This is a genomic window from Marinovum sp. 2_MG-2023, assembly GCF_030548265.1.
Classification (GTDB): Bacteria; Pseudomonadota; Alphaproteobacteria; order Rhodobacterales; family Rhodobacteraceae; genus Marinovum.
Map to the genome: position 1 here is coordinate 159,586 of NZ_JAUOSD010000005.1, position 20,815 is coordinate 180,400.

19 protein-coding genes are annotated in these 20,815 nt (G+C 59.7%); 5 read left to right on the forward strand and 14 right to left on the reverse strand.

What is annotated here, in order from left to right; translation table 11 throughout:
• The first annotated feature begins 7 nt into the window (after positions 1-7).
• The 3 genes from Q4577_RS08250 to Q4577_RS08260 all read left to right on the forward strand — a co-directional run bounded on the left by Q4577_RS08250 (position 8) and on the right by Q4577_RS08260 (position 4,026).
• Positions 8-1,156: an ABC transporter permease gene (locus tag Q4577_RS08250; RefSeq protein ID WP_303469263.1), complete on the forward strand. Its 1,149-nt coding sequence runs from the start codon at positions 8-10 to the stop codon at positions 1,154-1,156.
• Positions 1,157-1,167: 11 nt separating this feature from the next.
• On the forward strand, positions 1,168-2,916 hold the full coding sequence (locus Q4577_RS08255; RefSeq protein ID WP_303469264.1) for an ABC transporter ATP-binding protein: 1,749 nt from the start codon (positions 1,168-1,170) through the stop codon (positions 2,914-2,916).
• A gap of 78 nt (positions 2,917-2,994) precedes the next feature.
• Positions 2,995-4,026, forward strand: a complete 1,032-nt coding sequence (locus tag Q4577_RS08260) for a DUF475 domain-containing protein (protein WP_244688254.1) — start codon at positions 2,995-2,997, stop codon at positions 4,024-4,026.
• Positions 4,027-4,115: 89 nt separating this feature from the next.
• Here the strand turns inward: Q4577_RS08260 and Q4577_RS08265 are convergent, their stop codons facing one another.
• The 14 genes from Q4577_RS08265 to Q4577_RS08330 all read right to left on the reverse strand — a co-directional run bounded on the left by Q4577_RS08265 (position 4,116) and on the right by Q4577_RS08330 (position 19,544).
• Complete coding sequence (locus Q4577_RS08265) at positions 4,116-5,114, reverse strand: TRAP transporter substrate-binding protein (protein ID WP_303469265.1); 999 nt, start codon at positions 5,112-5,114, stop codon at positions 4,116-4,118.
• A 60-nt stretch (positions 5,115-5,174) separates the two neighbouring features.
• Complete coding sequence (locus Q4577_RS08270; protein ID WP_244688259.1) at positions 5,175-6,494, reverse strand: TRAP transporter large permease; 1,320 nt, start codon at positions 6,492-6,494, stop codon at positions 5,175-5,177.
• Positions 6,491-7,036 (reverse strand): TRAP transporter small permease, encoded by a 546-nt coding sequence (locus Q4577_RS08275; protein ID WP_303469266.1) that lies wholly within the window; start codon positions 7,034-7,036, stop codon positions 6,491-6,493. Before Q4577_RS08275 ends, Q4577_RS08270 begins: the two co-directional genes overlap by 4 nt.
• Before the next feature lie 35 nt (positions 7,037-7,071).
• Positions 7,072-7,995, reverse strand: a complete 924-nt coding sequence (locus Q4577_RS08280) for an SMP-30/gluconolactonase/LRE family protein (RefSeq protein ID WP_303469267.1) — start codon at positions 7,993-7,995, stop codon at positions 7,072-7,074.
• Positions 7,996-8,201: 206 nt separating this feature from the next.
• Positions 8,202-8,927, reverse strand: coding sequence for a GntR family transcriptional regulator (locus Q4577_RS08285; protein WP_303469268.1), 726 nt, complete (start codon positions 8,925-8,927; stop codon positions 8,202-8,204).
• A gap of 76 nt (positions 8,928-9,003) precedes the next feature.
• Complete coding sequence (acnA, locus tag Q4577_RS08290; RefSeq protein WP_303469269.1) at positions 9,004-11,616, reverse strand: aconitate hydratase AcnA; 2,613 nt, start codon at positions 11,614-11,616, stop codon at positions 9,004-9,006.
• Positions 11,613-12,656 (reverse strand): AbrB family transcriptional regulator, encoded by a 1,044-nt coding sequence (locus tag Q4577_RS08295; RefSeq protein ID WP_303469270.1) that lies wholly within the window; start codon positions 12,654-12,656, stop codon positions 11,613-11,615. The genes acnA and Q4577_RS08295 overlap by 4 nt, the downstream gene beginning before the upstream one ends.
• A gap of 5 nt (positions 12,657-12,661) precedes the next feature.
• On the reverse strand, positions 12,662-13,303 hold the full coding sequence (otnC, locus tag Q4577_RS08300; protein WP_303469271.1) for a 3-oxo-tetronate 4-phosphate decarboxylase: 642 nt from the start codon (positions 13,301-13,303) through the stop codon (positions 12,662-12,664).
• Positions 13,300-14,574 (reverse strand): 3-oxo-tetronate kinase, encoded by a 1,275-nt coding sequence (gene otnK, locus Q4577_RS08305; RefSeq protein ID WP_303469272.1) that lies wholly within the window; start codon positions 14,572-14,574, stop codon positions 13,300-13,302. The genes otnC and otnK overlap by 4 nt, the downstream gene beginning before the upstream one ends.
• Positions 14,568-15,248 carry a hypothetical protein gene (locus Q4577_RS08310; RefSeq protein ID WP_303469273.1) on the reverse strand — a complete coding sequence of 227 codons (681 nt, stop codon included), beginning with the start codon at positions 15,246-15,248 and terminating at the stop codon, positions 14,568-14,570. The genes otnK and Q4577_RS08310 overlap by 7 nt, the downstream gene beginning before the upstream one ends.
• A gap of 69 nt (positions 15,249-15,317) precedes the next feature.
• Positions 15,318-16,400 carry an isocitrate/isopropylmalate dehydrogenase family protein gene (locus Q4577_RS08315; protein ID WP_244688280.1) on the reverse strand — a complete coding sequence of 361 codons (1,083 nt, stop codon included), beginning with the start codon at positions 16,398-16,400 and terminating at the stop codon, positions 15,318-15,320.
• 99 nt (positions 16,401-16,499) lie between these two features.
• Positions 16,500-18,044 (reverse strand): tripartite tricarboxylate transporter permease, encoded by a 1,545-nt coding sequence (locus tag Q4577_RS08320; RefSeq protein ID WP_244688282.1) that lies wholly within the window; start codon positions 18,042-18,044, stop codon positions 16,500-16,502.
• A gap of 12 nt (positions 18,045-18,056) precedes the next feature.
• The gene (locus tag Q4577_RS08325; RefSeq protein ID WP_244688284.1) at positions 18,057-18,488 is read right to left on the reverse strand and encodes a tripartite tricarboxylate transporter TctB family protein; all 432 of its coding nucleotides are present in this window, start codon (positions 18,486-18,488) and stop codon (positions 18,057-18,059) included.
• Positions 18,489-18,554: 66 nt separating this feature from the next.
• The gene (locus tag Q4577_RS08330) at positions 18,555-19,544 is read right to left on the reverse strand and encodes a tripartite tricarboxylate transporter substrate binding protein (RefSeq protein ID WP_303469274.1); all 990 of its coding nucleotides are present in this window, start codon (positions 19,542-19,544) and stop codon (positions 18,555-18,557) included.
• Positions 19,545-19,604: 60 nt separating this feature from the next.
• Here Q4577_RS08330 and Q4577_RS08335 point away from each other — a divergent pair, with 60 nt between their 5' ends.
• Positions 19,605-19,865 (forward strand): hypothetical protein, encoded by a 261-nt coding sequence (locus tag Q4577_RS08335; RefSeq protein WP_303469275.1) that lies wholly within the window; start codon positions 19,605-19,607, stop codon positions 19,863-19,865.
• Complete coding sequence (locus Q4577_RS08340) at positions 19,862-20,785, forward strand: GntR family transcriptional regulator (RefSeq protein ID WP_244688288.1); 924 nt, start codon at positions 19,862-19,864, stop codon at positions 20,783-20,785. The genes Q4577_RS08335 and Q4577_RS08340 overlap by 4 nt, the downstream gene beginning before the upstream one ends.
• Positions 20,786-20,815: the final 30 nt, after the last annotated feature.

The window sequence follows — 20,815 nt, forward strand, 5'->3', positions numbered from 1 at the left end:
CTCACTGATGGAATTGCAACACACCGCAACACTAAGCGATCCACGCGCAGCTGACGATGTCGCCGAAGCGTCCCAAGCCCGACTGATCTGGGAAAAATTCCGCAAGCATCGGGTGGCTCTGGTCAGTCTCTACATTGTCGGCGCCTTTTATGTCGTGGCGCTTTTTGCCGAGTTTTTTCAGCCGTTTGATCCAAATCTGACATCGCGCACCGATGTCTATCATCCGCCGCAAATGATCCGTTTGACCTATGTCGATGACATGGGCAAACGCGTGTTCGCGCCGCATGTTCAAAAGCAGAAACTGAAGCGCGACAAGCTGACGTTGAAGGCGTCTTATGCACCGGTCGAAAACGAACGTGTCTTCCTGCGCCTGTTTCCGAAGGTCGAAACCTACAAGCTCGTCAATCTTATCCCTGTCAATCGCACGCTGTTCGGCCCCGTCAATCAGGGAGAGAGATTCTATCTGTTCGGCTCTGACCGATTGGGGCGCGACATGTTCAGCCGCATCGTGGCTGGCACGCGGATTTCGATGTCCATCGGTCTTGTCGGTGTGGGGATGAGCCTTGTGCTTGGTCTGATCATCGGCGGCGCTGCGGGCTATTTCGGCGGCTGGTTCGACACTGCATCGTCGCGGGTCATCGAGCTGATGCTGTCAATCCCGACCATCCCGATCTGGCTCGGGCTGAGCGCGGCGCTTCCGCCGTCGCTTGATCCGTTGACGCGGTATTTCATGATCACACTGATCCTGTCACTGATTGGCTGGACAGAGCTGGCGCGGGTGGTCCGGGGGCGGTTCATGGCCATGCGGTCAGAGGATTTCGTCACCGCCGCCCGGTTGGATGGCGCGTCGCCCCGTCGGGTGATCTTTCGCCATATGATGCCATCACTGGTGAGCCATATCATCGCCTCGGTCTCGCTTGCGATTCCGGTGATGATCCTCGCGGAAACCTCTTTGTCGTTCCTCGGTCTGGGGCTGATGCCGCCGTCGATTTCCTGGGGCGTTCTTTTGAAAGAGGCCCAGAATATTCGTTCCATCGCACAGGCCGAATGGCTGTTTATCCCCGGCGGCTTTGTGGTCGTTGTGGTGCTGGCGCTGAACTTCCTTGGTGACGGATTGCGCGACGCAGCCGACCCCTATTCGCAGCACGGCGCATGAAAGGGCAGAACATGACACAGACCAATACCACCACACAGACGCCGATCATTTCCATTCGTAACCTGACCACGGCCTTTGCCACCCGCGACGGGGATTTCAACGCCGTCGACGATGTGTCGCTGGATATCCACGCGGGCAAGACGCTCTGTCTTGTGGGGGAAAGCGGCAGCGGCAAAAGTGTACTGTCGAGATCGCTTTTGCGGATTGAACAGCCGGGTTTGATCCGCAAGGGCGAGATCATCCTGCATCCATCACAAAGCGCGGCACGACGCGTGCGTCCGGGGGCGATTGACCTTGCCACGCTTGATGTCAAAGGCAAAACCATCCGCGACATTCGTGGCCGCGATATTGCGATGATTTTCCAGGAACCGATGAGTTCGCTTTCGCCGGTGCATCGGATCGGAAGCCAGATCACGGAATCCATCCGCCTGCATGAGAAAATCAGCAAGGCCGACGCGCGTGACAAGGCGGTTGATCTGCTCAAACAGGTAGAGATCGCCTCGCCCGAGGTGGCGATTGACAAATATCCGTTCGAGTTTTCGGGCGGGATGCGACAGCGTGCGATGATTGCGCTGGCTCTGGCGTGCAACCCGGAAATCCTTGTCGCGGACGAGCCGACCACAGCCTTGGATGTGACCATTCAGGCGGAAATCCTCGACCTGCTCAAAGACCTGCAAAATCGTCACCAAATGGCGATGCTGTTCATCACCCATGATATGGGGGTTGTGGCGCAGATCGCCGATCAGGTTGCGGTGATGCGCCACGGCAAGGTGATCGAGGAAAACGACGTCTTCACCCTCTTTCGGGAACCGCAGCACAGCTATACCAAAACGCTTCTCAAGGCGGCGCAATCCTCGGATACGCCATCGCAGCGGCGGACGGAAATGCGTGCACGGCGCCCCATCGGGCAACCGATCCTGCGGGCGGTTGATCTGGGCAAGAAGTTCCCGCTCAGCAGCAAGGGGATTTTCAAGAAAGAGGTCAGATGGCTTCATGCCGTCAAGGATGTTTCCTTTGACCTTCATGCGGGCGAAAACATTGGGATCGTTGGCGAAAGCGGCTCTGGCAAGACCACATTGGCGCGGTGCATTCAGCGGATTGTGACCGCGCAATCGGGGCAGATCCTGCTGACCGATGCCAATGGAACAGAAACCGATCTTGTGGGGCTTGATGACAAGGCACTGTTGCCGCATTGGCGCGATATGCGGATGATTTTCCAGGATCCGTTTGCCTCTTTGAATCCGCGGATGACCATTTCACAGATCATCGCAGAGCCGCTGTTGTTGTCTGGCATGACCTCGGCGACGGAGCGCAAGGAACGGGTCGAGGAACTGCTCGATCTTGTGGGGTTGCCGAAATCAGCCGGGAGCCGCTATCCACATGCCTTTTCGGGCGGCCAGCGTCAGCGGGTGTCCATCGCACGTGCCATCGCGCCAAAGCCGCGCATCATCATCGCGGACGAGGCGACCTCGGCGCTGGATGTCAGTATCCGCTCGCGCGTGATGGATCTTTTGCTCGATCTCCAGGAACAGCTTGACCTGAGTTACCTGTTCATCAGCCATGATGTCGGGCTTGTCCGCTATTTCTGTGACCGGGTGCTTGTGATGTACAAAGGCGAGGTGGTCGAGAGCGGCGAAACAGAGCAGATCTGCACCGATCCGCATCATCGCTATACGCAGTCGTTGCTGTCGGCGGTGCCTGTCGCCGATCCGACGCGGCGCGATGCGACCACACGCTTTCGCTATCACGCGCCGACCTGAGCACAGGTCGGGCCCCGCCACATGGCCCCGCGCACGGCGCAGGGGCTGGCGTCTCTTCTTTAATTTTCGAGGCTTCGAATGACTTCGCTTCACTATATGAAATGGCCGTTAGTCGTGACTTTTTTCGGCCTGTTGCTTGGTGCCTGGCTGGGCTGGGCGACGACCGGCACTCTGGAAGGCATGTTGACCGTGCTCGTGATCTGCATCGTGCTGTCGGTGCTTGAAATCTCGTTGTCGTTCGACAACGCCATCGTGAACGCCAACAAGCTCAAACAGATGACGCCGGTCTGGCAAAAGCGTTTCCTGACATGGGGGATTTTGATCGCCGTGTTCGGGATGCGCATTCTGTTCCCGCTCATCATTGTGGCGGTCGCGGCAAAGATCGGGCCGATTGAGGCGATCAAGCTCGCCGCTGCGGAGCCGCAGCAATATGCGGCGATCATGAAGGACGCGCATCTGGGGATTGCGGCCTTTGGCGGGACGTTCCTGATGATGGTGGCGCTCGCGTTCTTCTTTGACGAGGACAAGGACATCCACTGGCTGCCGATGGTGGAAAACCACGTCAGCCGCCTGGCGTCGATCCGTGGTGTCGAGATCGCATTCGTCCTGTTGCTGGCGCTGACATTTGCCTCTTTTCTTGAGGGCGCAGAGCGTATGACATTCATCACGGCGGCGTTGTACGGGCTTTTGACCTTCCTTGTCGTTGATGTGATGGGCAACATTCTGGATCGTGCCAGCGAAACCATGAGCGACGCGGCGCGCGGCGGGTTGGGGGCGTTTTTGTACCTCGAAGTGCTTGATGCCAGCTTCTCTTTCGACGGCGTGATCGGGGCCTTTGCGTTGACGCAGAACCTTTTTGTCATTGCAATCGGGCTGGGGATTGGCGCGATGTATGTGCGTTCGATGACCATCATGCTGGTCGAGAAGCGGACGCTGACCGAGTATAAATTCCTCGAACATGGCGCGTTCTACGCGATCCTGATACTGTCGGTCATCATGTATGCCCAGGCGTTGGTGCATGTGCCGGAACTTCTGACCGGGCTTGGGGGCGCGACGATCATCGGCGTGTCGTTCTGGTCTTCGGTGCGTCATGCCCGGGTGGCGTCGTAACGCGACGCAGCACCGCCATTCATGAAATGCAAAACGGCGCGGTCCCCAAGGGCCGCGCCGTTTCTTCGTCTACAGGGGAGGGGGGTGATTTATTCGCCGGCTGCGATCGCCTTGAGGCGCGCCATCACTTCTTCGCCGACCAGATCAGTGCCAAGCTCTTGCCATACGGGCTGCATGGCGTCGATCCATGCTTGGCGCTGCTCGGCAGTCAGGTCGTGGATTTGCACGCCTTCGCTTGCCATGAACTCCAGGTCGCTATCGTTGAGGCTGCTTGCCTGGCTCATGTTCCAATCGGTCGCCACCTTAAGGGCGGCTTCGATTTCCGGTTTCACGTCATCATCAAGGCCATCCCACCATGCCTTGTTGGCGCCAACCAAGTAGAATGAATACTGGTGGTCGGTCTTGGTGATGTGGTCGACGAATTGATAGGTCGACGAGCCGCGCCAGGAGTTGGGGGTCACCTCGGCACCATCAATGACACCTTGTTGCAGCGCGGTCGGGGATTCCGACCAGTTGATGCCAACCGGGCTGGCTTCGACGGCCTCCCATGTCTTGACGAAGATCGGTGCCGATTGCACCCGCACCTTCAGCCCCTTGGCATCCGTCGGCCACAGGATCGGTGCATCGGCCTTGTAGCCCAGATCGCGTGGCCCGTTCATCCAAACCGCGACGATTTCGATGTTTTGGCCGTTGAACGTGGGCATGATCGCCTCGCGCACAAGGGGATCGGCCACGGCGGCCTGAATTTTGGCAGGCGTGTTGAGCAGGAACGGCAATTGCAACGCGCCGACGTTTTCGTTGACCGAGCTGTAGACCCCCGCGGTTGGCGAGATGATGTTCACACCACCCAGTTGCAGACCCTGGATCTGGCTTTGCTGATCAAAGAGCGTGCCGCTGTGGTGCATCTCGACGCGGGCGCGGTCGCCCAGACGGGTTTCCAATTCGGTGACCAAAAGGTCGAAGGTCTGGCCCTTCAACCCTTTTTCGTTGTTGTCGTTCGACATGATAATGTCGGTTTGCGCGGCGGCGCCTGTAGCCGTGACGACGGCGAATGCCAGACAGCTGGCTTTGATTGTGGTGGTAAACATGAGGTCTCCTCTCCTCGTTGATGGGGTGAAATGGACGGGGTAAAATGGACGGCCGCGATGTCAGTGCATGAGATCAGGCAAGAACATCGAGAGCGGCGGGAAATAGGTGACGAACAAGAGCGTGATGATCGTTGCGGCCATCCAGGGCAGCGTCGCCTGAAACACTTTGAGAACCGGCATGCCCGTGATCGAGCTGGCCACAAAGAGGTTGATGCCAACCGGCGGGGTAATCAGGCCAAGTTCGATGTTCACCACCATGATGATCGCGAAATGCACGGGATCAATTCCCAATGCCTCGGCGGCGGGCACCAGCAGCGGCGCAAAGATCAGGATGGTTGGCACGCCTTCCAGAAAGAAGCCGATGATCACCAGCAGGATGTTCACGCACAGTAGGAACACGATTGGCGACAGGTTCAGGTCAACTACCAGCTGGGCCATGGCCGCAGGAATGCCGATCTTGGTCAGGAAAAAGCCGAACAACAGGGCATTTGCAGTGATCCAGAACACCATGCCAACTTTTGGGCCGGTCTCTGCCGTCACGGCCACAAGGTCGCGGAACGTCAGCTCGCGGTAGATGAAGAAACCAATCACCATGGCAAGCACGGCCGAGATGGCTGCGGCCTCGGTCGGGGTAAAGATCGCCCCGCCATCCATGTGCCAGCCGAACAGGTCGAATTCGGGAAAGCCGTAGATGCCGACCACGATGAACACCGGCAGCGACAGCGCAGGCAGGCTGACCTTCAACGCTTGGCCAAGCTCGCGGGCGGTGGCCTTGGGCTTGACCTCGATGCCTTCGCGCACCGCAAGAATGCGTGCGGTGATCAGCAGCATCGCGCCGTAAAACAGCCCCGGAAGGATGCCCGCAACAAAGAGGGCAGGGATCGAGGTTTCCGTCACAAAGCCATAGAGGATAAGCGGGATCGACGGCGGGATCAGAATGCCAATCGAGCCAGAGGTCGCCAGGGCGCCAACGGCATATTTGGCCGAATAGCCCTCTTTCATCAGGGACGGATAGAGAATGTTGCCAACTGCCGCGACCGTCGCGGGGCTGGACCCGGAAATGGCAGCAAAGAAGATGCAGGTCAGAACCGTGGTCATGCCCAGCCCGGCACGCAGGTGGCCAACGACCGCTTGCGCCAGCCCGACCAATCGCTGCACCAGCCCGCCGCGCTCCATCAGGCCAGCAGCAAGGAAGAAGAACGGGATCGCCATCAGCGTGAAGTGATTGAGGTTCGAAAACAGCTTTTGCCCGACAATACCGTCCGCAATCGGCGAGAAGATCATCGACGCCAGAACCGCAGAACCGCCAAGCGCCACGGCAATCGGTGCGCCAACAAGAATGAGACCGAAGAACAGCCCAACAAGCACAACTGCGGTCATTTCAAATCTCCTTGGTCGTCAGGCTGACCGGCCATCAGGCCGCGAAAATCTTCTTCGGGGGTGATGCTGTCGGGCCGGTGCCAAAGCGCGGCTGCCAGCAGGATGTAGCGCAGCGCCATAAGCGCGGTGATCAGGGGGATGATCAAAAACGGATAGACCATCTTGATACCAAGCTCAGGATGCAGCGCGTTGATGCGATTGATGAATTCGGCATAAAACACGCTGTCAAAGAGATAGTAGCAAACCAGCACAAGGGTCGCCAAAAGCGCAATGGCGTTCATCGTGGCACGCGTGCGCCGGGGCATCAGTTGCGGCAACAGGTCAACCCGTGGATGAGATCCCTGGCGCACACCGTGGACCGCGCCAATCAGCATGGCCCAGACCAACGCCGTCACCAAACCAGCCTCAAGCCAGTGAATGCCGGTGTTGAACGCATAGCGCAGAACGACCTGCACGGATGCCATGACCAGTCCCGCAAGCGTCAGGACAACGATCAATGTTTTTTCAAAGGTGGACAGTAATCTGTCCAATATCTGTATCATGCGGAGCCTCCCTGTCGCATGAGTGCCGATGCGGGTCAGGTTTGATGGCTAAACATCGTCTTGCCCGCAAACGGCAGTGTCACTTTTAGGATCGTCGAGGTTTCAGCCTCGGTGATATAGAGGTCCCGATTGTCGACACCTCCGAATGCCATGTTCGCGGTCAGGATGCCGCGCGGCGAACGGATGCGGTACATCGGCTCGCCCAATCGTGTCATCACCCAGGCCGTGCCAAGACCCATGTGCCCGATCACCAATTCCCCCCCCTCTCCGAGCGCCAGACCGTCGGGCCCCGCCATTCCGCCTGACAGCTGAATGAAGGTGCCTGTTTTCGCAACGGTCCGGCCACCCGGGAGGAAGCGCACGCGCCAAACGGCATTCATCCGCGTGACGGCAAGGTAAAGTTGGTTTTCAGTCTCGTTTAAAACCAAACCATTCGGGCTTGGGATTTTGTCGATCAGGCAATCAAGATCGCCATTGGCGCCCAGCCGGAACAAGCGCCCATAGGGGGCGTGGAGCCCGCTTTGGCCCTGATCGGTGAAATAGAGGTCGCCGTTGCTTGCAAAATGCAGGTCATTCAACCCGTGGAACCGTTCAAGCCCGGGACGGGTCAGATATGGTTCGACTTTGCCAGACAGGGGATCCATGACCATGATGCCATGCGCGTGGTCAGCGATGAAGATGCGCCCGTCCTTGTGTATTTTCAGGCCGTTCGGCTCGCCGTCATAGGATGCGGCCACCGAAAAATTGCCGCCCGGATCACATTTCAGAATGCGGCCATGGCAGATGTCGACGCAGTAAAGATTGCCCTCGGTGTCAAAGGATGGCCCCTCCAGAAAAGCGCGAAAGGTCTTTCCCGGGTGCTGGACGGTGCCCCACTCTGAGGTGTCCTGCGGCATCAGTTCTGCGGGAACTTCCGCAAAAACCTCTGCTGTGATGTCTTGGGGTGGGGCAAAGAGCATTGCTGTCTCCGATGGTTGCTATGGATTTATAAGTTAAAAAATCCAATCAGGCAATCTTATTGTCGGGACGTTTGCCAAATGACTAGTCAATATGGTTAGAGCGGCCACGCCCCATGGCGGCACGCCGGGGCGTCTGGTCAAAATTCCATGAAAATCAATGGTCTAGGGGGGCGGCGCAGATCGCGCTGATGCGTCTGCGCTTGGGCTCAATTTCGCACGCTGGCGGTGTAGCGGAACGAGAAAGGTTGCACGTAGTAGGAATCGCCATGCAGAATCACCTGCTCGGATGTGTCGAACAAGGTGTGAGAGCGGACAAGCAGCGGCGCATGTGGGGCAAGGCCCAGATGGGCGGCATCCGCAGCGGTTGCCGCTTCGGCGCGCAGGGCGGCTTCGATCCGGCTGATGCGGATGTCCAGAACATCTTCGATCAGACTATGCACGCCCTCGGTTTCCAATGCGGTGGCAGGGAAATCCAGGGTCAATGCGGGCGAAAAATACCGTATTTCCATGCCAATGCAGAGTTTGTCGATGAACCGAAGACGATGAAGGCTGAAGACGTCGGTCCCCAGATCAAGGCCAAGTTTCGCTGCGGCACGCGCCGGGGCCGCGATACGTGAAAAGGAAATCAGCCGATAGGTGACACGCTCGCCCGACACAGCGGCCTCGTTTTCAAAGGATTGGATATTGTGGATGTCGAGATTAACCCGAACCCGCATGTCATCCTCGCGCTGACAGGCAAAGGTGCCTTTGCCCGCCTGTCGCCGCACGTAGCCTTCGGACACGAGTTGCGACATCACCGCCTGAATTGTCGAGCGGCTGACGCTGAATTGCGCGGCCAGCTCTTTTTCCGTGGCCGTGCGCCCGCCTGTCTTGACGCGGCCGCTGGCGATCTCGCCTGTCAGATACTCGTAAATTTTGCGTTTCGCGTTCACTTTGGTCTCATTTCACAGGCTGGCACGGCGATTGGGTGGCCGCATCTGTAAATGAGTACACATTTGTGCGGGATTGTCACGCCACGCCGGGGCGCGGGTGGTGCCCAAGAACCCGTTCAAGGATCGAGGCCAGCACCCCGCCCGCTTGCAGCAATGCGACCTCTTGCCCGGTTTGCACATCGGCGCGGCAGGCGATGGTTTTTGGCTGGCCGTTTGCGGGCGACCAATGCAGCGCGACATCCTGATTGGGCGTCAAACTGTCCGGCGGCAGGGAAATGTCAAAGCGATCCGCTGCCGTAATGCCTGCGCTGGCGGGCAGGAACCCATCCGTGATCACAAGTGGGACAACCCCCATTCCGATCAGGTTCTGGCGGTGAATCCGCTCGAAGCTGCGGGCGATGACGGCCCGCGCCCCAAGAAGCGCGGCCCCTTTGGCCGCCCAATCGCGACTGGACCCCATGCCATACCGCGCACCGGCAAGGATCACGGCAGAGGTGCCCGCCTTGGCCAGTTGCGCTGCGGCGCGATGCACGGGCAGGGGGGATCCGTCTTTGAGGGTGGTCCAGCCTGCGGGCAGGTCATCGGCGAGGTAATTGCGCGCGAGCCGATTGGTAAACAGCCCCCGCAACATGACCTCCCAGTTGCCGCGATAGGAGGCATAGACATTCAGATCGGCCGGCGTGCCGCCACGCGCGATCAGCCACTTACCGGCCTCGCTGTCGGGTGAAATCCACCCCGCCGGCGAGATGTGATCGGTTGTCATGTCATCGCCAAGCACCAGAAGCGGCGCGGCGGAATACTGTCCAAGGCGCGTGGTCTCTGACAGGGATGCAAATTTCGGGCGGCGCAGGCTGCGCGATGCGCTGTTCCATGGGAACAATGGCGTGGCGGGACAGGCGATGTCCTGCCACGCTTTGTTTCCCGAAGCGGTCGCAAAGGCCTGGGGCACGTCATCTGCGCGAAAGGCGCGCGTCACTGCGGCGTCGATGTCATCGCGATCCGGCCAAATGTCGCGCAAATAGACCGCTGCGCCGCTTGCGTCCTCGCCCAGGGGATCGCTCAGAATATCCCCGGCGATCCGCCCTTTGATCGCGTAGGCAATGACCAGCGGCGGCGATGCCAGATATCCGAGGTCGAGTTTGGGGTGCACGCGTCCGGGGAAATTGCGGTTCCCCGACAGGACCGCGCAGACGGCTTTGTCCTGTTCCAATGCCGTTTCGATCACCGCAGGCAGCGGGCCGGAGTTGCCGATACATGTGGTGCAGCCAAACCCGACAATGTCAAAGCCGAGCGCCGCAAGATCGCGGGTCAGGCCCGCGCGATCCAGATAGGCGCGTGCCGAGGGCGATCCGGGCGCCAAAGAGGTCTTGACCCAATGGGGCACGGTGAGGCCGCGTTGCGCCGCCTTGCGCGCCAGCAACCCCGCCGTGATCAACAGGCGTGGATCGGATGTGTTGGTGCAACTCGTGATCGCCGCCACGCCGACAGCGCCGTCCGGCACCGTGTTCCTGTCCGGGGGGCAGGGGGCCAAAGGGCGGTTGATTGCGGTTTCAATCCCGGTCTGTGCCTGCGCGGGCGCGCATCGGTCCTGCGGGCGGCGCGGCCCCGCGACGACGGGGGTCAGTGACGCCAAATCAATCTCGATCTCCTGATCGAAGCTGGGGTGCGCTTCGGGATCGAACCAAAGCCCCATCGCGCGAAAGACGGGTTCAATGGCCCGGGTCAACGGCGCTGCGCGTGCGGTTTGTTCCAGATAGGTCACGCTATTGGCATCCACCGGGAAGAAGCCGGTCGAAGCGCCGTATTCCGGTGCCATATTGGCGATCACCGCGCGGTCACCCGCCGTAAGGGTCGCGACGCCGGGGCCGAAGAATTCGACAAAGGCGCCCGTGACGTCAAGCGCGCGCAGGCGGTGGGTGATCTCGAGCGCCAGATCGGTCGATAGCACCCCCGCGCGCAAGGCCCCGACCAGCCGCACGCCGACCACCTTTGGCACGGCCAGCGTCGTGGCTTGGCCGAACATCACGCTTTCCGCCTCCAGCCCGCCGATGCCCCAACCCAGTACGCCAATGCCGTTGATCATCGGCGTATGGCTGTCGGTCCCCAACAGCATATCCGGATGCGCGGTGCCGTCTTGGTTGATCTCAAGAAGCGTGGCGAGCTGTTCGAGGTTGATTGTGTGCATGATCCCCGTACCGGGCGGGTTCACATGGACCCCGCTAAGGTTGGCCGAGGCCCATTTCATGAATGCATAACGTTCGTGGTTGCGCTCTATTTCGCGCGCACCGTTGCGGGTGGCGGCCTCGGGGTTGGCATAGATATCCACGGCGAGAGAGTGATCTACAGACACCTCGACGGGCAGCTGCGGCGTCAGCTGGGCAGGGTCGCCGCCGGCCTCGGCAATTGCGTCCCGCAGCCCTGCAATATCGGCAATCGCCGGGGTGCAGGTCGTGTCGTGCATCAAGATGCGGTTGGGGCGAAACGAGAATTCGAAACCTGTGGGCCGCTTCGCAAGCCAGTCGTCGAGGGCGGCGATCAGCGGGGCAGGTGCTTGTGTCTCGCGCAGGTGGTTCTCGCTCAGCAGTCGCAAGACATGTGGCAGCTTTGCCAGCCGCGCGCCGAGGATCGTTTTGAGATCGACAACACGCATGGTTTGATCGTGGTGGTGCACATCGGTGTGAAGTGTCATTGCGACCTCTTGGACAAAAGTGAGACCAGCGTCGGTGCGGCAAAGAGTGCGAACAGCACGCGCAGGATGTGGTGACAGGCGACAAGCGCGACTTCGCGCCCCATGGTTACGGCGATCAATGACATCTCTGCCAAGCCGCCCGGCGCGAAGGCCAGGGTCAAGGCCAGCCCGTCCCAGCCGCCCTGTTTGGCCATGATGACAGCTGCAAGAATGGCGATGCCAATCTGGATTGCGACGACGGCCATCGCGGACAGGGCAAACCCCGCCAGCGTCGACAGTGAGACACCCAGAAACCGCGCGCCGACATTGATGCCGATGGCCACCTGAATGGCGATCGAGACCTCTGACGGGACATGAAACGCCGAGACCTGTGTCAGGTGCAGCGCGGCGCTGACCAGCATCGGGACAAGGATGAGTGCCGCCGGAATGCGTAGCCATCTGTCGGCCGCGACGCCGGCGGCGATACAGGCCAGGAACCAGCCCCAATCGGGCAGGGTCATCTGATGTGATACGGCGTTTGTGGTGCTTTCCACCGAAACGCCAAAGGCCAGCCCGGCAAGCACGGGAATAAGCAGGATAGAGAGCGCGATGCGCAGCGCATGAACAATTGCAACCCGCCGCTGATCCGCGCCGGCATGCTCGCCGATCAGGATCATTTCGGAAATCCCGCCGGGCATGGAGCACAACAGCGCGTCAATTTTCGGGAACCCGAACAGACGCTGGAGACCGTTGTAATTTATCGCACCGCCAATAATCAAAATGGCGAACATCATGGTCAGCGACGGCCACCATGCGACGGCCAGCTCAACGATATTGGACGGGATCGCCGCGCCCAGCATCGTGCCGACAGCAGCCTTTACATAGGGCATCAACAGCGTGGGTTGCACCACGGGCAGCTGAAGCAATGACGCCACCACAATCAAGAGCATCGCGCCAATCAACCACCCAAGCGGCAGCCCCGTCGTCGAAAGCGCCCACCCCGCAGCGATCGCCGCGACAAGGGTGAGCAGAGCGCGGGGGAGGGGCGTCAAACTGGGCAATTGGGTTATATCCTGCCGAAAGTTGTGTTCAGTTCCGCGACGTCCTGGGGCGTCAACACCTGTGTGTTCATGCCGCGCAGCGCCACGATCAGCCGTGCGGTTTCTTCAAGCTCTTCCGCTGCGGCAACGGTCGAGAACAGGTTTTTGCCACTGACCACGGGGCCGTGGTTGGCCAATAGAACCGCCGCATATTTGCCCTGCAAATCGCGGATCATGTCGCCCATGGTTGGATCGCCGGGTTTGACATAGGGCACCCGTTTCACCGTCCCGACGCGCATCACGACATAAGGCGTGAGCGGCGGCACACAATCGTCGGGGTTGATATCTGCAAGGCAGGACAGGGCCGTGGCCCATGTCGAATGCAAATGAACCACCGCACCTGCTTCTGGGCGCGTGTCGTAAAACGCCTGATGCAGGAACACTTCTTTGGTGGGTTTGTCACCGGCGATATGGCGGCCTTCAAAATCCAGCTTCGAGATGCGCTTCGGATCGAGATCACCGAGCCGCACATTGGTGGGGGTCATCAAAATACCATCCGACAGCCGCACGGACACATTGCCGGCGGTGCCAACGGAAAAGCCACGGTCAAAGAGCGAGCGGCACAGATGTGCCATTTCTTCCCGTGCTTTGCCCTCTTCGTCGGTCATGCGCCGGTCTCCATCATGCGCAGCGCCTTTTCAAAGAAGTCGGGGGTGCCGAAATTGCCGGATTTCAGTGCGACCAGAACGGGGGCGTCGCCGAGGCTGAGAATGGGAACACCGGGGTCAATTTCGGGGCCGATGCGCATGGCGTTGACGTCAAGCGTGGTACAGACCGCCTGTGCCACCGCGCCAGAGGTTTCGCCCCCCGCGACCACGATGCGACGATAGCCGCGCTCGACCAGCGCCCGTGCTGTGTCGGCGAACAAGGCGTCGAGCTTGGCGGCGGTGGCCTCGCGGCCATATTCCTGCTGGACCGCGCGCACATCCTCTGGCGTGCCAGAGGAGTAGACCAGCGGCGCGTCGCCCTGATGCGCGACGATGAAGGCCGTAAGGTCGTCGACCGTGACGGTCCCCTGCATGACGCCGGGCACATCAATGGCAAGCGTCGGGTGGCGGGCGGCGTGATAATCTACCTGACCGCGTGTGGCGCCAGAACACGACCCGGCAAGGATCGCTTCGGGGCCGGTGGCGGGGGTGAACGGCACGTCGCCGCCCTGGGCACGCGCGGCGCGAATGAAATTGCGTGGCAATCCAAGCGCAATCCCGGAACCGCCAGTAACCAGCGCCGCGCCATCGACAGCATCCCCGATGGTCAGAAGCGCCTCATCCGAGATCGCATCAACCACGGCAAAGCGTTCGGGCATGGAACACAGGGCGTCGCGCACAGGATCAGCGCCAGCCGCGACAACAGTGTGCGGTATGAGGCCGACACTCTCATCCGTTTGTGCGCGCAAGACACGGCGCAGGTCGGGATCGGTCATCGGCGTCAACGGGTGGTTCTGCATCCCGGATTCATTCAGCAGACGATCAAAAACAAACAGATGCCCCTGAAAGACCGTGCGCCCCGCTGTCGGAAAGGCGGGACAGACGACAACACCGCGACAGTCCAGGGCACGTGCGAGGGCTTCGGAGACCGGGCCGATGTTGCCGTCATTCGTTGAGTCAAAGGTCGAACAGTATTTGAAAACGATCTGCTCGCAGCCTTGCTCACTTAACCATTCCAGCGCCGCCAGAGATTGCGCGACCGCCTGTTCAACCGATGTCGAGCGGCTCTTGAGAGAGATGACGCCTGCCTCGATCTCTGGCGCGGCTTTTTGCGTTGGTACGCCCGCATATTGCGCTGTGATCAATCCACCTTCCGGGGCGACGCCCTTGGCCAGCGTATTTGCAATATCGCTCCCGCCGGTAAAGTCGTCGGCGATCACACCTATCAGCATTCCAAGGTTCCTTTTGCGTTTGCGGGGGCTAAAATCCGCTTCAATTTGTCAATCGCGGCGTCGGGGCTGGTCAGCACGGGAATATCCGTGCAGGCCCGCACCGCGTCGGCGGCGCGGCTCATCGAAAAATGCGCCAGCACTATGGCGTCGGCATTGCGTACATTGGCGGCGGCCTGCGCGATCAGTTGGTCATGTGTCTTGCCATCACCCGCCTTGAGCGCGGCGAGGGCATCGGGGACCGCGACGGAGGTCAGCGTCGCATCTGCGTCGCTGCGTGCCGTCTCTTCGGTGAACTCCAATTCCATTCCCGCCACAGCAGGGGGGAAGGTATAGAGCATGGTGGCATTTCCACCGCTTGCGACGGCCGCTTCGAACATGGCTTCGTTCGGCTTGAGGACCGGAATATCCAGCCGCGCGGCGGCGGTTTCAATGCCCGCCCCAAAGGCAGAACAGGTATAGAGAATGGCGTCGGGCGCGAGATCCATCGCATAATCCGCCAGCACGTTGATGCGGCGATCAAGCTCGGTTGCATCGACACGCCCGGACGCTGCATCGGCCGAGAGACCTTCCTCGAGGATCGAGATGGTTTCGGCATCCGGCCAGAGCCGTTTGAAGGCGTCGTCGATCGGGGCCATTGCGACCCGGGTGGCGTGGATCAATACGATACGTGTCATGTCGAGTTCCCGAATGCAGAGAGGGGGTGACGGGCAGGGGGGAGGTACCTGCCCGTCGAGCGGACCAACCTAGGCCGGAACTTTGCCTGCGACGGCATCGGCGACGAAGGTGCCGAATTGGTCGGTGTTGACCGAACCGCCAAGGTCGCGCGTGCGCTTGGCCGGATCGTCAATGACCGCATCCACGGCCTCGGTGATCGCTGTGCCTGCATCCAGAAGCTTTTGCACGCCGCGTTGCTCGCCGAGCCACGACAGCATCATTGCCGCCGACAAGATCAAAGAGGTCGGGTTGGCGACGTTCTTGCCCTGGATGTCCGGGGCAGAGCCGTGTTGAGCCTGGGCACAGCACAGGCCTGTTTCGGCATTGGCGTTGATCGACCCTGCAAGACCCAGGGACCCCGAAAGCTCGGAGGCGAGATCGGAGAGGATGTCACCGTAGAAGTTGGTCGCGACGACAACGTCATAGATCTCTGGCTGACGCACCAGCAGGGCGGCAAAGGCGTCAACGATCTTGTCGTCTGTCTCGACCTCGGGGAATTCCTTGGCCACTTCGCGGAAGCATTCAAGAAACAGCCCGTCCGTCATGAGAAAGCTGTTCGCCTTGTGAATTGCGACAACCTTCTTGTTGCGCTGCATCGCCAGTTTGAACGCTTCGCGACAGATGCGCATCGAGCCGTGACGGGTGATCTTGCGGACCGACAGGGCCATGTTCGGGTCGGGCATCATTTCACCGACGCCTTTGTACATGTTGCGGTCGGGGTAAAATCCTTCGGTCGCTTCGCGCATGATCACAAGATCCATGCCCGGCGCTTTGTTCGGGATGAAATCGCGGCTCCGTGCGGGGCGCACGTTGGCATAGAGGTCCAGACCGATGCGGAACCCGGCCGAGACATTGCGACCGCCTTCGACAACGGGGGGATAGTCCATGTGCGACTGCGTGCCGAGGATCACGCCGTCAAATTCGGTCCGTGCGCGGTCAAGCACCTCTTCACGCAGGGTGGTGCCGTATTTCTTGAGCGAGTCGAAGCCGGATTCTGCCTTTTCGAACGTCAGACCGAGGTCGAAGCGTTCATTCGCGGCCTCGACCACCTTGAGGGTTTCGGCCGTGATTTCCGGCCCGATACCGTCGCAGGGCAAGTACATGATACGCATTATGGTTCTCCTTGATAATTTCGACGGATTGTTCCGCTGAGAGAGATTGAGAGGGGGGTACGGGGGGCGACGTGGGCGCCCCCCATGTTTGAAAGGGGATCAGTCGCCTGCTGCGATTTCCTCAGAGGGGCGCGCGGCCTCCATGTTCCGTTTGACGCGACGCGACAGGAAGATCGGAAGGACGAAGCCGATGATCGCCACGGCCCACAAGATCAACACCAAGGGGCTGCCGACCAGAATGCCCCAGTCACCGTCAGAGATCGTCAGAGCCCGACGCAGGTTCACTTCCATCTCGTTGCCCAACAGGATGCCAAGGATGATCGGCACCAATGGCACGTCCAACTTGCGCAGCACCCAGCCCAGGATGCCGAAACCAACCATCAGCATGACGTCAAACGTCGATCCGGTGATGGAATAGATCCCGACAAAAGAGACCATCGCGACCACGGGCATCAAGATCCGTGTTGGCACCAGCAAGACGCGGGTGAACAGGCCAACCAATGGGATGTTGAGCGCCAGCAGCATGAAGTTCGCGATGAACAAGGCAGCAATCAGGCCCCAGACCACATCCGGGTTCTTTTGGAACAGCAGCGGGCCGGGGGTGATGTTCAACTGCAAGAGCACCGCCAGAAGCACCGCCGTTGTCCCCGATCCCGGCACGCCGAGGGCGAGCATCGGCACAAGCGCGCCGCCCGATGCGGCATTGTTGCCGACCTCAGGTGCAACCACACCGCGCGGATCGCCCTTGCCGAAGGTCTTGCCTTCGCGGTCCACGGTCTGTTTCTCAAGCGAGTAGCTGAGGAACGAGCCAAGCGATGCACCCGCTCCGGGCAGAACGCCGGAGATGAAGCCAATGACGCTGGAACGTCCCATTGTGGGGATGCAACGTTTGAGCACGGACAGGTTGGGCAGGAGGCGACCAATCTTCATGTCGCCACTGTGACCGACGCTGCCGCCACGGTGTTTCTCAAGGAAGATGAACACCTCGCTCAATGCGAACAGGCCGACGATGGCGATCAGGAAATCAATTCCGTCGAACAGGTGGATTTCGTCAAAGGTAAAGCGCTGCGAACCTGTTTGGCTGTCGCTGCCGATCATCGCAATCCCAAGGCCGAAAGCCGCCGCAAACGCCGACTTTGCCTGATTGGTCGAGGAAATCCCGCCCAAGGTGGCAAAGGCCAAGGTGAACAGCACGAAGTATTCCGCAGGACCGAACAGCAGCGCGATCTTGACCAGTTGCGGCGCCAAAAGCACCAGGCCGCAGGTGGCAAAGAATGCCCCAACAAAGGACGCAATGCCGGACAGGGACAAAGCTTCGCCCGCCTTGCCCTGCTGTGCCATGGGATAGCCGTCGAGACAGGTCATCATCGCAGGCTCGTCGCCCGGAATATTAAGGAGAATGGATGAAATCCGCCCCCCGTACATCGCGCCGTAATAAACCGACGTCAAAAGGATCAGCGAAGGCGTCGGGCCAAGCCCGAGCGAAAAGGCGATCGGTATGAGAATGGCCACGCCATTGGCCGGCCCAAGGCCGGGCAGAGCGCCCATCAACGTGCCGAGAAAGCAGCCCAGCAGCGCAAGCAGCAAGTTTTCGAAGGTCAGGGCGATGGCAAAGCCATCCGCAAGTGAACTCAGAGTTTCCATGATATTTGCTCCTCAGAAACCCAGCGGGCCCTTGGCAAGCGACAAGCCAAGGATCAGATGGAACACGACATAGATACCGACCGATGTCGCAAGACCCGTCACCAGCGAGGCGAGGGGCTTCGTGCCCAGTCGCCATGTCAGGTATGCCGTTGCGAAAATGGTTGAGATCACGAAGCCCAATTCGGGCAGCACCCAGCCGTACAGGAACATCACGGCTGCGGCGAAGGCGATTTCGCTCAACTCACGTACAGCAGGCCATTCAGGCTCGCCCGAGGGGCGAAAGATGAATATCAACGAGCTCAGCGCCATGATGGTGCCAACGATATAGGGGAAGGTGCGCGGGCCGATCACGTCGACCATGAAACTGTTGGGGATTATCGAGGCGGCCCATATGTAGAATGCGGCCAGCGCAAGACCGACCGCACCGAAAATTCGGTCACTCATCTTGGTCTCCAGATTTGCAGGGTTGTACAAGCGGCTGCCCCGAGCGGTCGGGGCAGCCGTGGTGCATCACTTGATGATGCCGATTTCTTTCGACAGCTTGGTCACGTCGTCGATTGTACCTTGCACAAAGGCGTTCATGTCGTCGCCAAAGTTGTTGAAGGGTTCAATCGCAGCGGCCTCGAGTGCGGCTTTGAAATCGTCGCTTTCGGCCATCGTCATGATCGCCTGCTTCCAGAACTCCTTGGCCTCGTCAGACGCGCCCTGTGGCATGTAGAGACCGCGCCAGTTCGCGCCAATCACGTCATAGCCCTGCTCTTTCGCGGTCGCGATGTCCGGGAATTTTTTCAAACGCTCCGGCGCGAGAATGCCGATGATGCGGATGTCGCCGGATTCAACAAAGCCAAGCATTTCCGAGAAGTCACCCGAAACGGCCTGAACCGAGCCGGACAAAAGGCCGGTCATCGCTTCGCCGCCACCGGAATAGGAGACGTATTTAACCTGTGTGACGTCTTCCATCCCTGCGGCCTGAGCCAGCAACATGGGTTTGATGTGGTCATAGCTGCCCACCGAGGAGCCGCCGGCGATGCCCACGGATTTCGGGTTTTCCAAAATCGCATCCATCATGTCGTTGAGCGTTTGGAACTCGGAATCTGCGGCGACGGCAATCGCGCCATATTCCGCGCCGAACGTGGCCAGCCAATGCACATCGTCAAAGCTTGCGCCTTTGTAGATGCCTTGCGCGATCCGGGCGCTGGTGGACATGGAGGCCGCAACAATCAGGTTGTTGTCATCGTTGCGTTCCTTGGTGACATGGGCAAAGGCCACGCCGCCGCCGCCGCCGGTCATGTTTGTGACCTGCATCGTGTCATCCATGACGCCAAGGTCGAACAGGAAGCGCGCGGTGGTGCGGCAGATGAAATCCCAGCCGCCACCGGGGTTGGATGGGGCGATGCACTGTGGGTTTTCAGGCTCAAAGTCCTGGGCCAGGCCCACGCTTGGTGCAAACGAGGCGATGGCCAGAGCCGCTGCTGCGACGAGGTTGTGTTTGAATTGCATTTTTTCCTCCCAAATGCGTTTTCGTTAGGTGCAGTGTAGTCGGGCTTCAGATTGCACTTAATGACCAAAAAAGCCAATAGCCAATTTTTGCGACGCGAAAATTTTGGCGAAGATGGCGGTAATTGCTTGAAAAATAACGAATTGATTGCCAAATGCAGGAGGCCCATTGAAGGGTGTGAGATTGCATTGCGGCAGAATCGGCTCTTGATTTTAGCATTTTGGTCGCCAAAAATGCCTTCTATCGGTGGGGAGGTGCTGCGAATCTGGATCGCGCGCGTCCAAGGGCAAAACGTGATCGACCAACAAGGACCAATAAAATGAGCAGCAGCGACCTCGCGACACGCATCTCCAACCGTCTTGCCAAGGATATTCTTACCGGCACGATTGAGCCGGGGACGCATGTGGCCACGCAGCAGATTGCAGACCGGTATCAGGTGTCCCGCACGCCGGTTCGTGATGCGCTGGTCGCGTTGTCTGACAAGGGGTTGCTGGAGCATCAGGCCAATCGCGGGTATTTCGTGCCCGAAGAAATCCCCGAGGGGCTCGCCCAGGAAATCGCGGCGCAGGATTCTGAGGAATCCGATGTATATCAAACCTTTGCCGAAGATTGGCTCAAAAATCGCCTGACCGAGATTGTCACAGAACAGAGCTTGCGGCAGCGGTATTCCCTTACCAAATCACGGCTCAACGACATGATGGCGCGCGCGGCGCGCGAGGGGTGGGCAGAGCGCAAAGAAGGCTATGGCTGGCGGTTGCTGCCGGTGGCGAAAACCTCAGAGGCCTTCGATCAAATCTATCGGTTCCGCCTCGCGATCGAGCCGGTGGCGTTGCTTGAACCGAGTTTTGAGCTCGACCGCAAGGTGCTCGCAGAGCATCGCCGAATTCAGGAGTGGATGTTGGAAGTCGATGTGGCCAGAACGCCGCCGGAACAGCTGCTCGCCAATGGGGCAGCCTTTCACGAGGCCCTGATCGCAATGTCAAATAATCCGTTTTTTGCCAGTGCCTTGGAGCGTGTGAACCGCATGCGTCGTCTGATGGAATACCGTGCGCGCGTGGATCAGGAGCGGTTGCAAGTGCAATGTAGCGACCACATTGAAATCATCGACCTGTTGGAGCGGGGCGAAGTGGTGGAGGCGTCGTACTTCATGCGTCGGCACCTGTCGGGCGCGCTGCGTCGCAAAAGCCCGATTGCACGGAATTGGTCAGAGGAGATGGAGGCCGAGGCGCATTCCCAGGCGTAATTGTGCCTCAGGATTGAATATTTCCGTCAA

What these genes read in the sequence shown, in the direction of transcription:
- Q4577_RS08275 (WP_303469266.1), bottom strand. Translation starts at nt 7,036, where the DNA reads ATGATACAGATATTGGACAGATTACTGTCCACCTTTGAAAAAACATTG.
- otnC (WP_303469271.1), bottom strand. Translation starts at nt 13,303, where the DNA reads ATGACCGACGAAGAGGGCAAAGCACGGGAAGAAATGGCACATCTGTGC.
- acnA (WP_303469269.1), bottom strand. Translation starts at nt 11,616, where the DNA reads ATGACACTTCACACCGATGTGCACCACCACGATCAAACCATGCGTGTT.
- Q4577_RS08315 (WP_244688280.1), bottom strand. Translation starts at nt 16,400, where the DNA reads ATGCGTATCATGTACTTGCCCTGCGACGGTATCGGGCCGGAAATCACG.
- Q4577_RS08320 (WP_244688282.1), bottom strand. Translation starts at nt 18,044, where the DNA reads ATGGAAACTCTGAGTTCACTTGCGGATGGCTTTGCCATCGCCCTGACC.
- otnK (WP_303469272.1), bottom strand. Translation starts at nt 14,574, where the DNA reads ATGCTGATAGGTGTGATCGCCGACGACTTTACCGGCGGGAGCGATATT.
- Q4577_RS08270 (WP_244688259.1), bottom strand. Translation starts at nt 6,494, where the DNA reads ATGACCGCAGTTGTGCTTGTTGGGCTGTTCTTCGGTCTCATTCTTGTT.
- Q4577_RS08250 (WP_303469263.1), top strand. Translation starts at nt 8, where the DNA reads ATGGAATTGCAACACACCGCAACACTAAGCGATCCACGCGCAGCTGAC.
- Q4577_RS08325 (WP_244688284.1), bottom strand. Translation starts at nt 18,488, where the DNA reads ATGAGTGACCGAATTTTCGGTGCGGTCGGTCTTGCGCTGGCCGCATTC.
- Q4577_RS08340 (WP_244688288.1), top strand. Translation starts at nt 19,862, where the DNA reads ATGAGCAGCAGCGACCTCGCGACACGCATCTCCAACCGTCTTGCCAAG.
- Q4577_RS08260 (WP_244688254.1), top strand. Translation starts at nt 2,995, where the DNA reads ATGACTTCGCTTCACTATATGAAATGGCCGTTAGTCGTGACTTTTTTC.
- Q4577_RS08335 (WP_303469275.1), top strand. Translation starts at nt 19,605, where the DNA reads ATGACCAAAAAAGCCAATAGCCAATTTTTGCGACGCGAAAATTTTGGC.
- Q4577_RS08330 (WP_303469274.1), bottom strand. Translation starts at nt 19,544, where the DNA reads ATGCAATTCAAACACAACCTCGTCGCAGCAGCGGCTCTGGCCATCGCC.
- Q4577_RS08265 (WP_303469265.1), bottom strand. Translation starts at nt 5,114, where the DNA reads ATGTTTACCACCACAATCAAAGCCAGCTGTCTGGCATTCGCCGTCGTC.
- Q4577_RS08310 (WP_303469273.1), bottom strand. Translation starts at nt 15,248, where the DNA reads ATGACACGTATCGTATTGATCCACGCCACCCGGGTCGCAATGGCCCCG.
- Q4577_RS08280 (WP_303469267.1), bottom strand. Translation starts at nt 7,995, where the DNA reads ATGCTCTTTGCCCCACCCCAAGACATCACAGCAGAGGTTTTTGCGGAA.
- Q4577_RS08255 (WP_303469264.1), top strand. Translation starts at nt 1,168, where the DNA reads ATGACACAGACCAATACCACCACACAGACGCCGATCATTTCCATTCGT.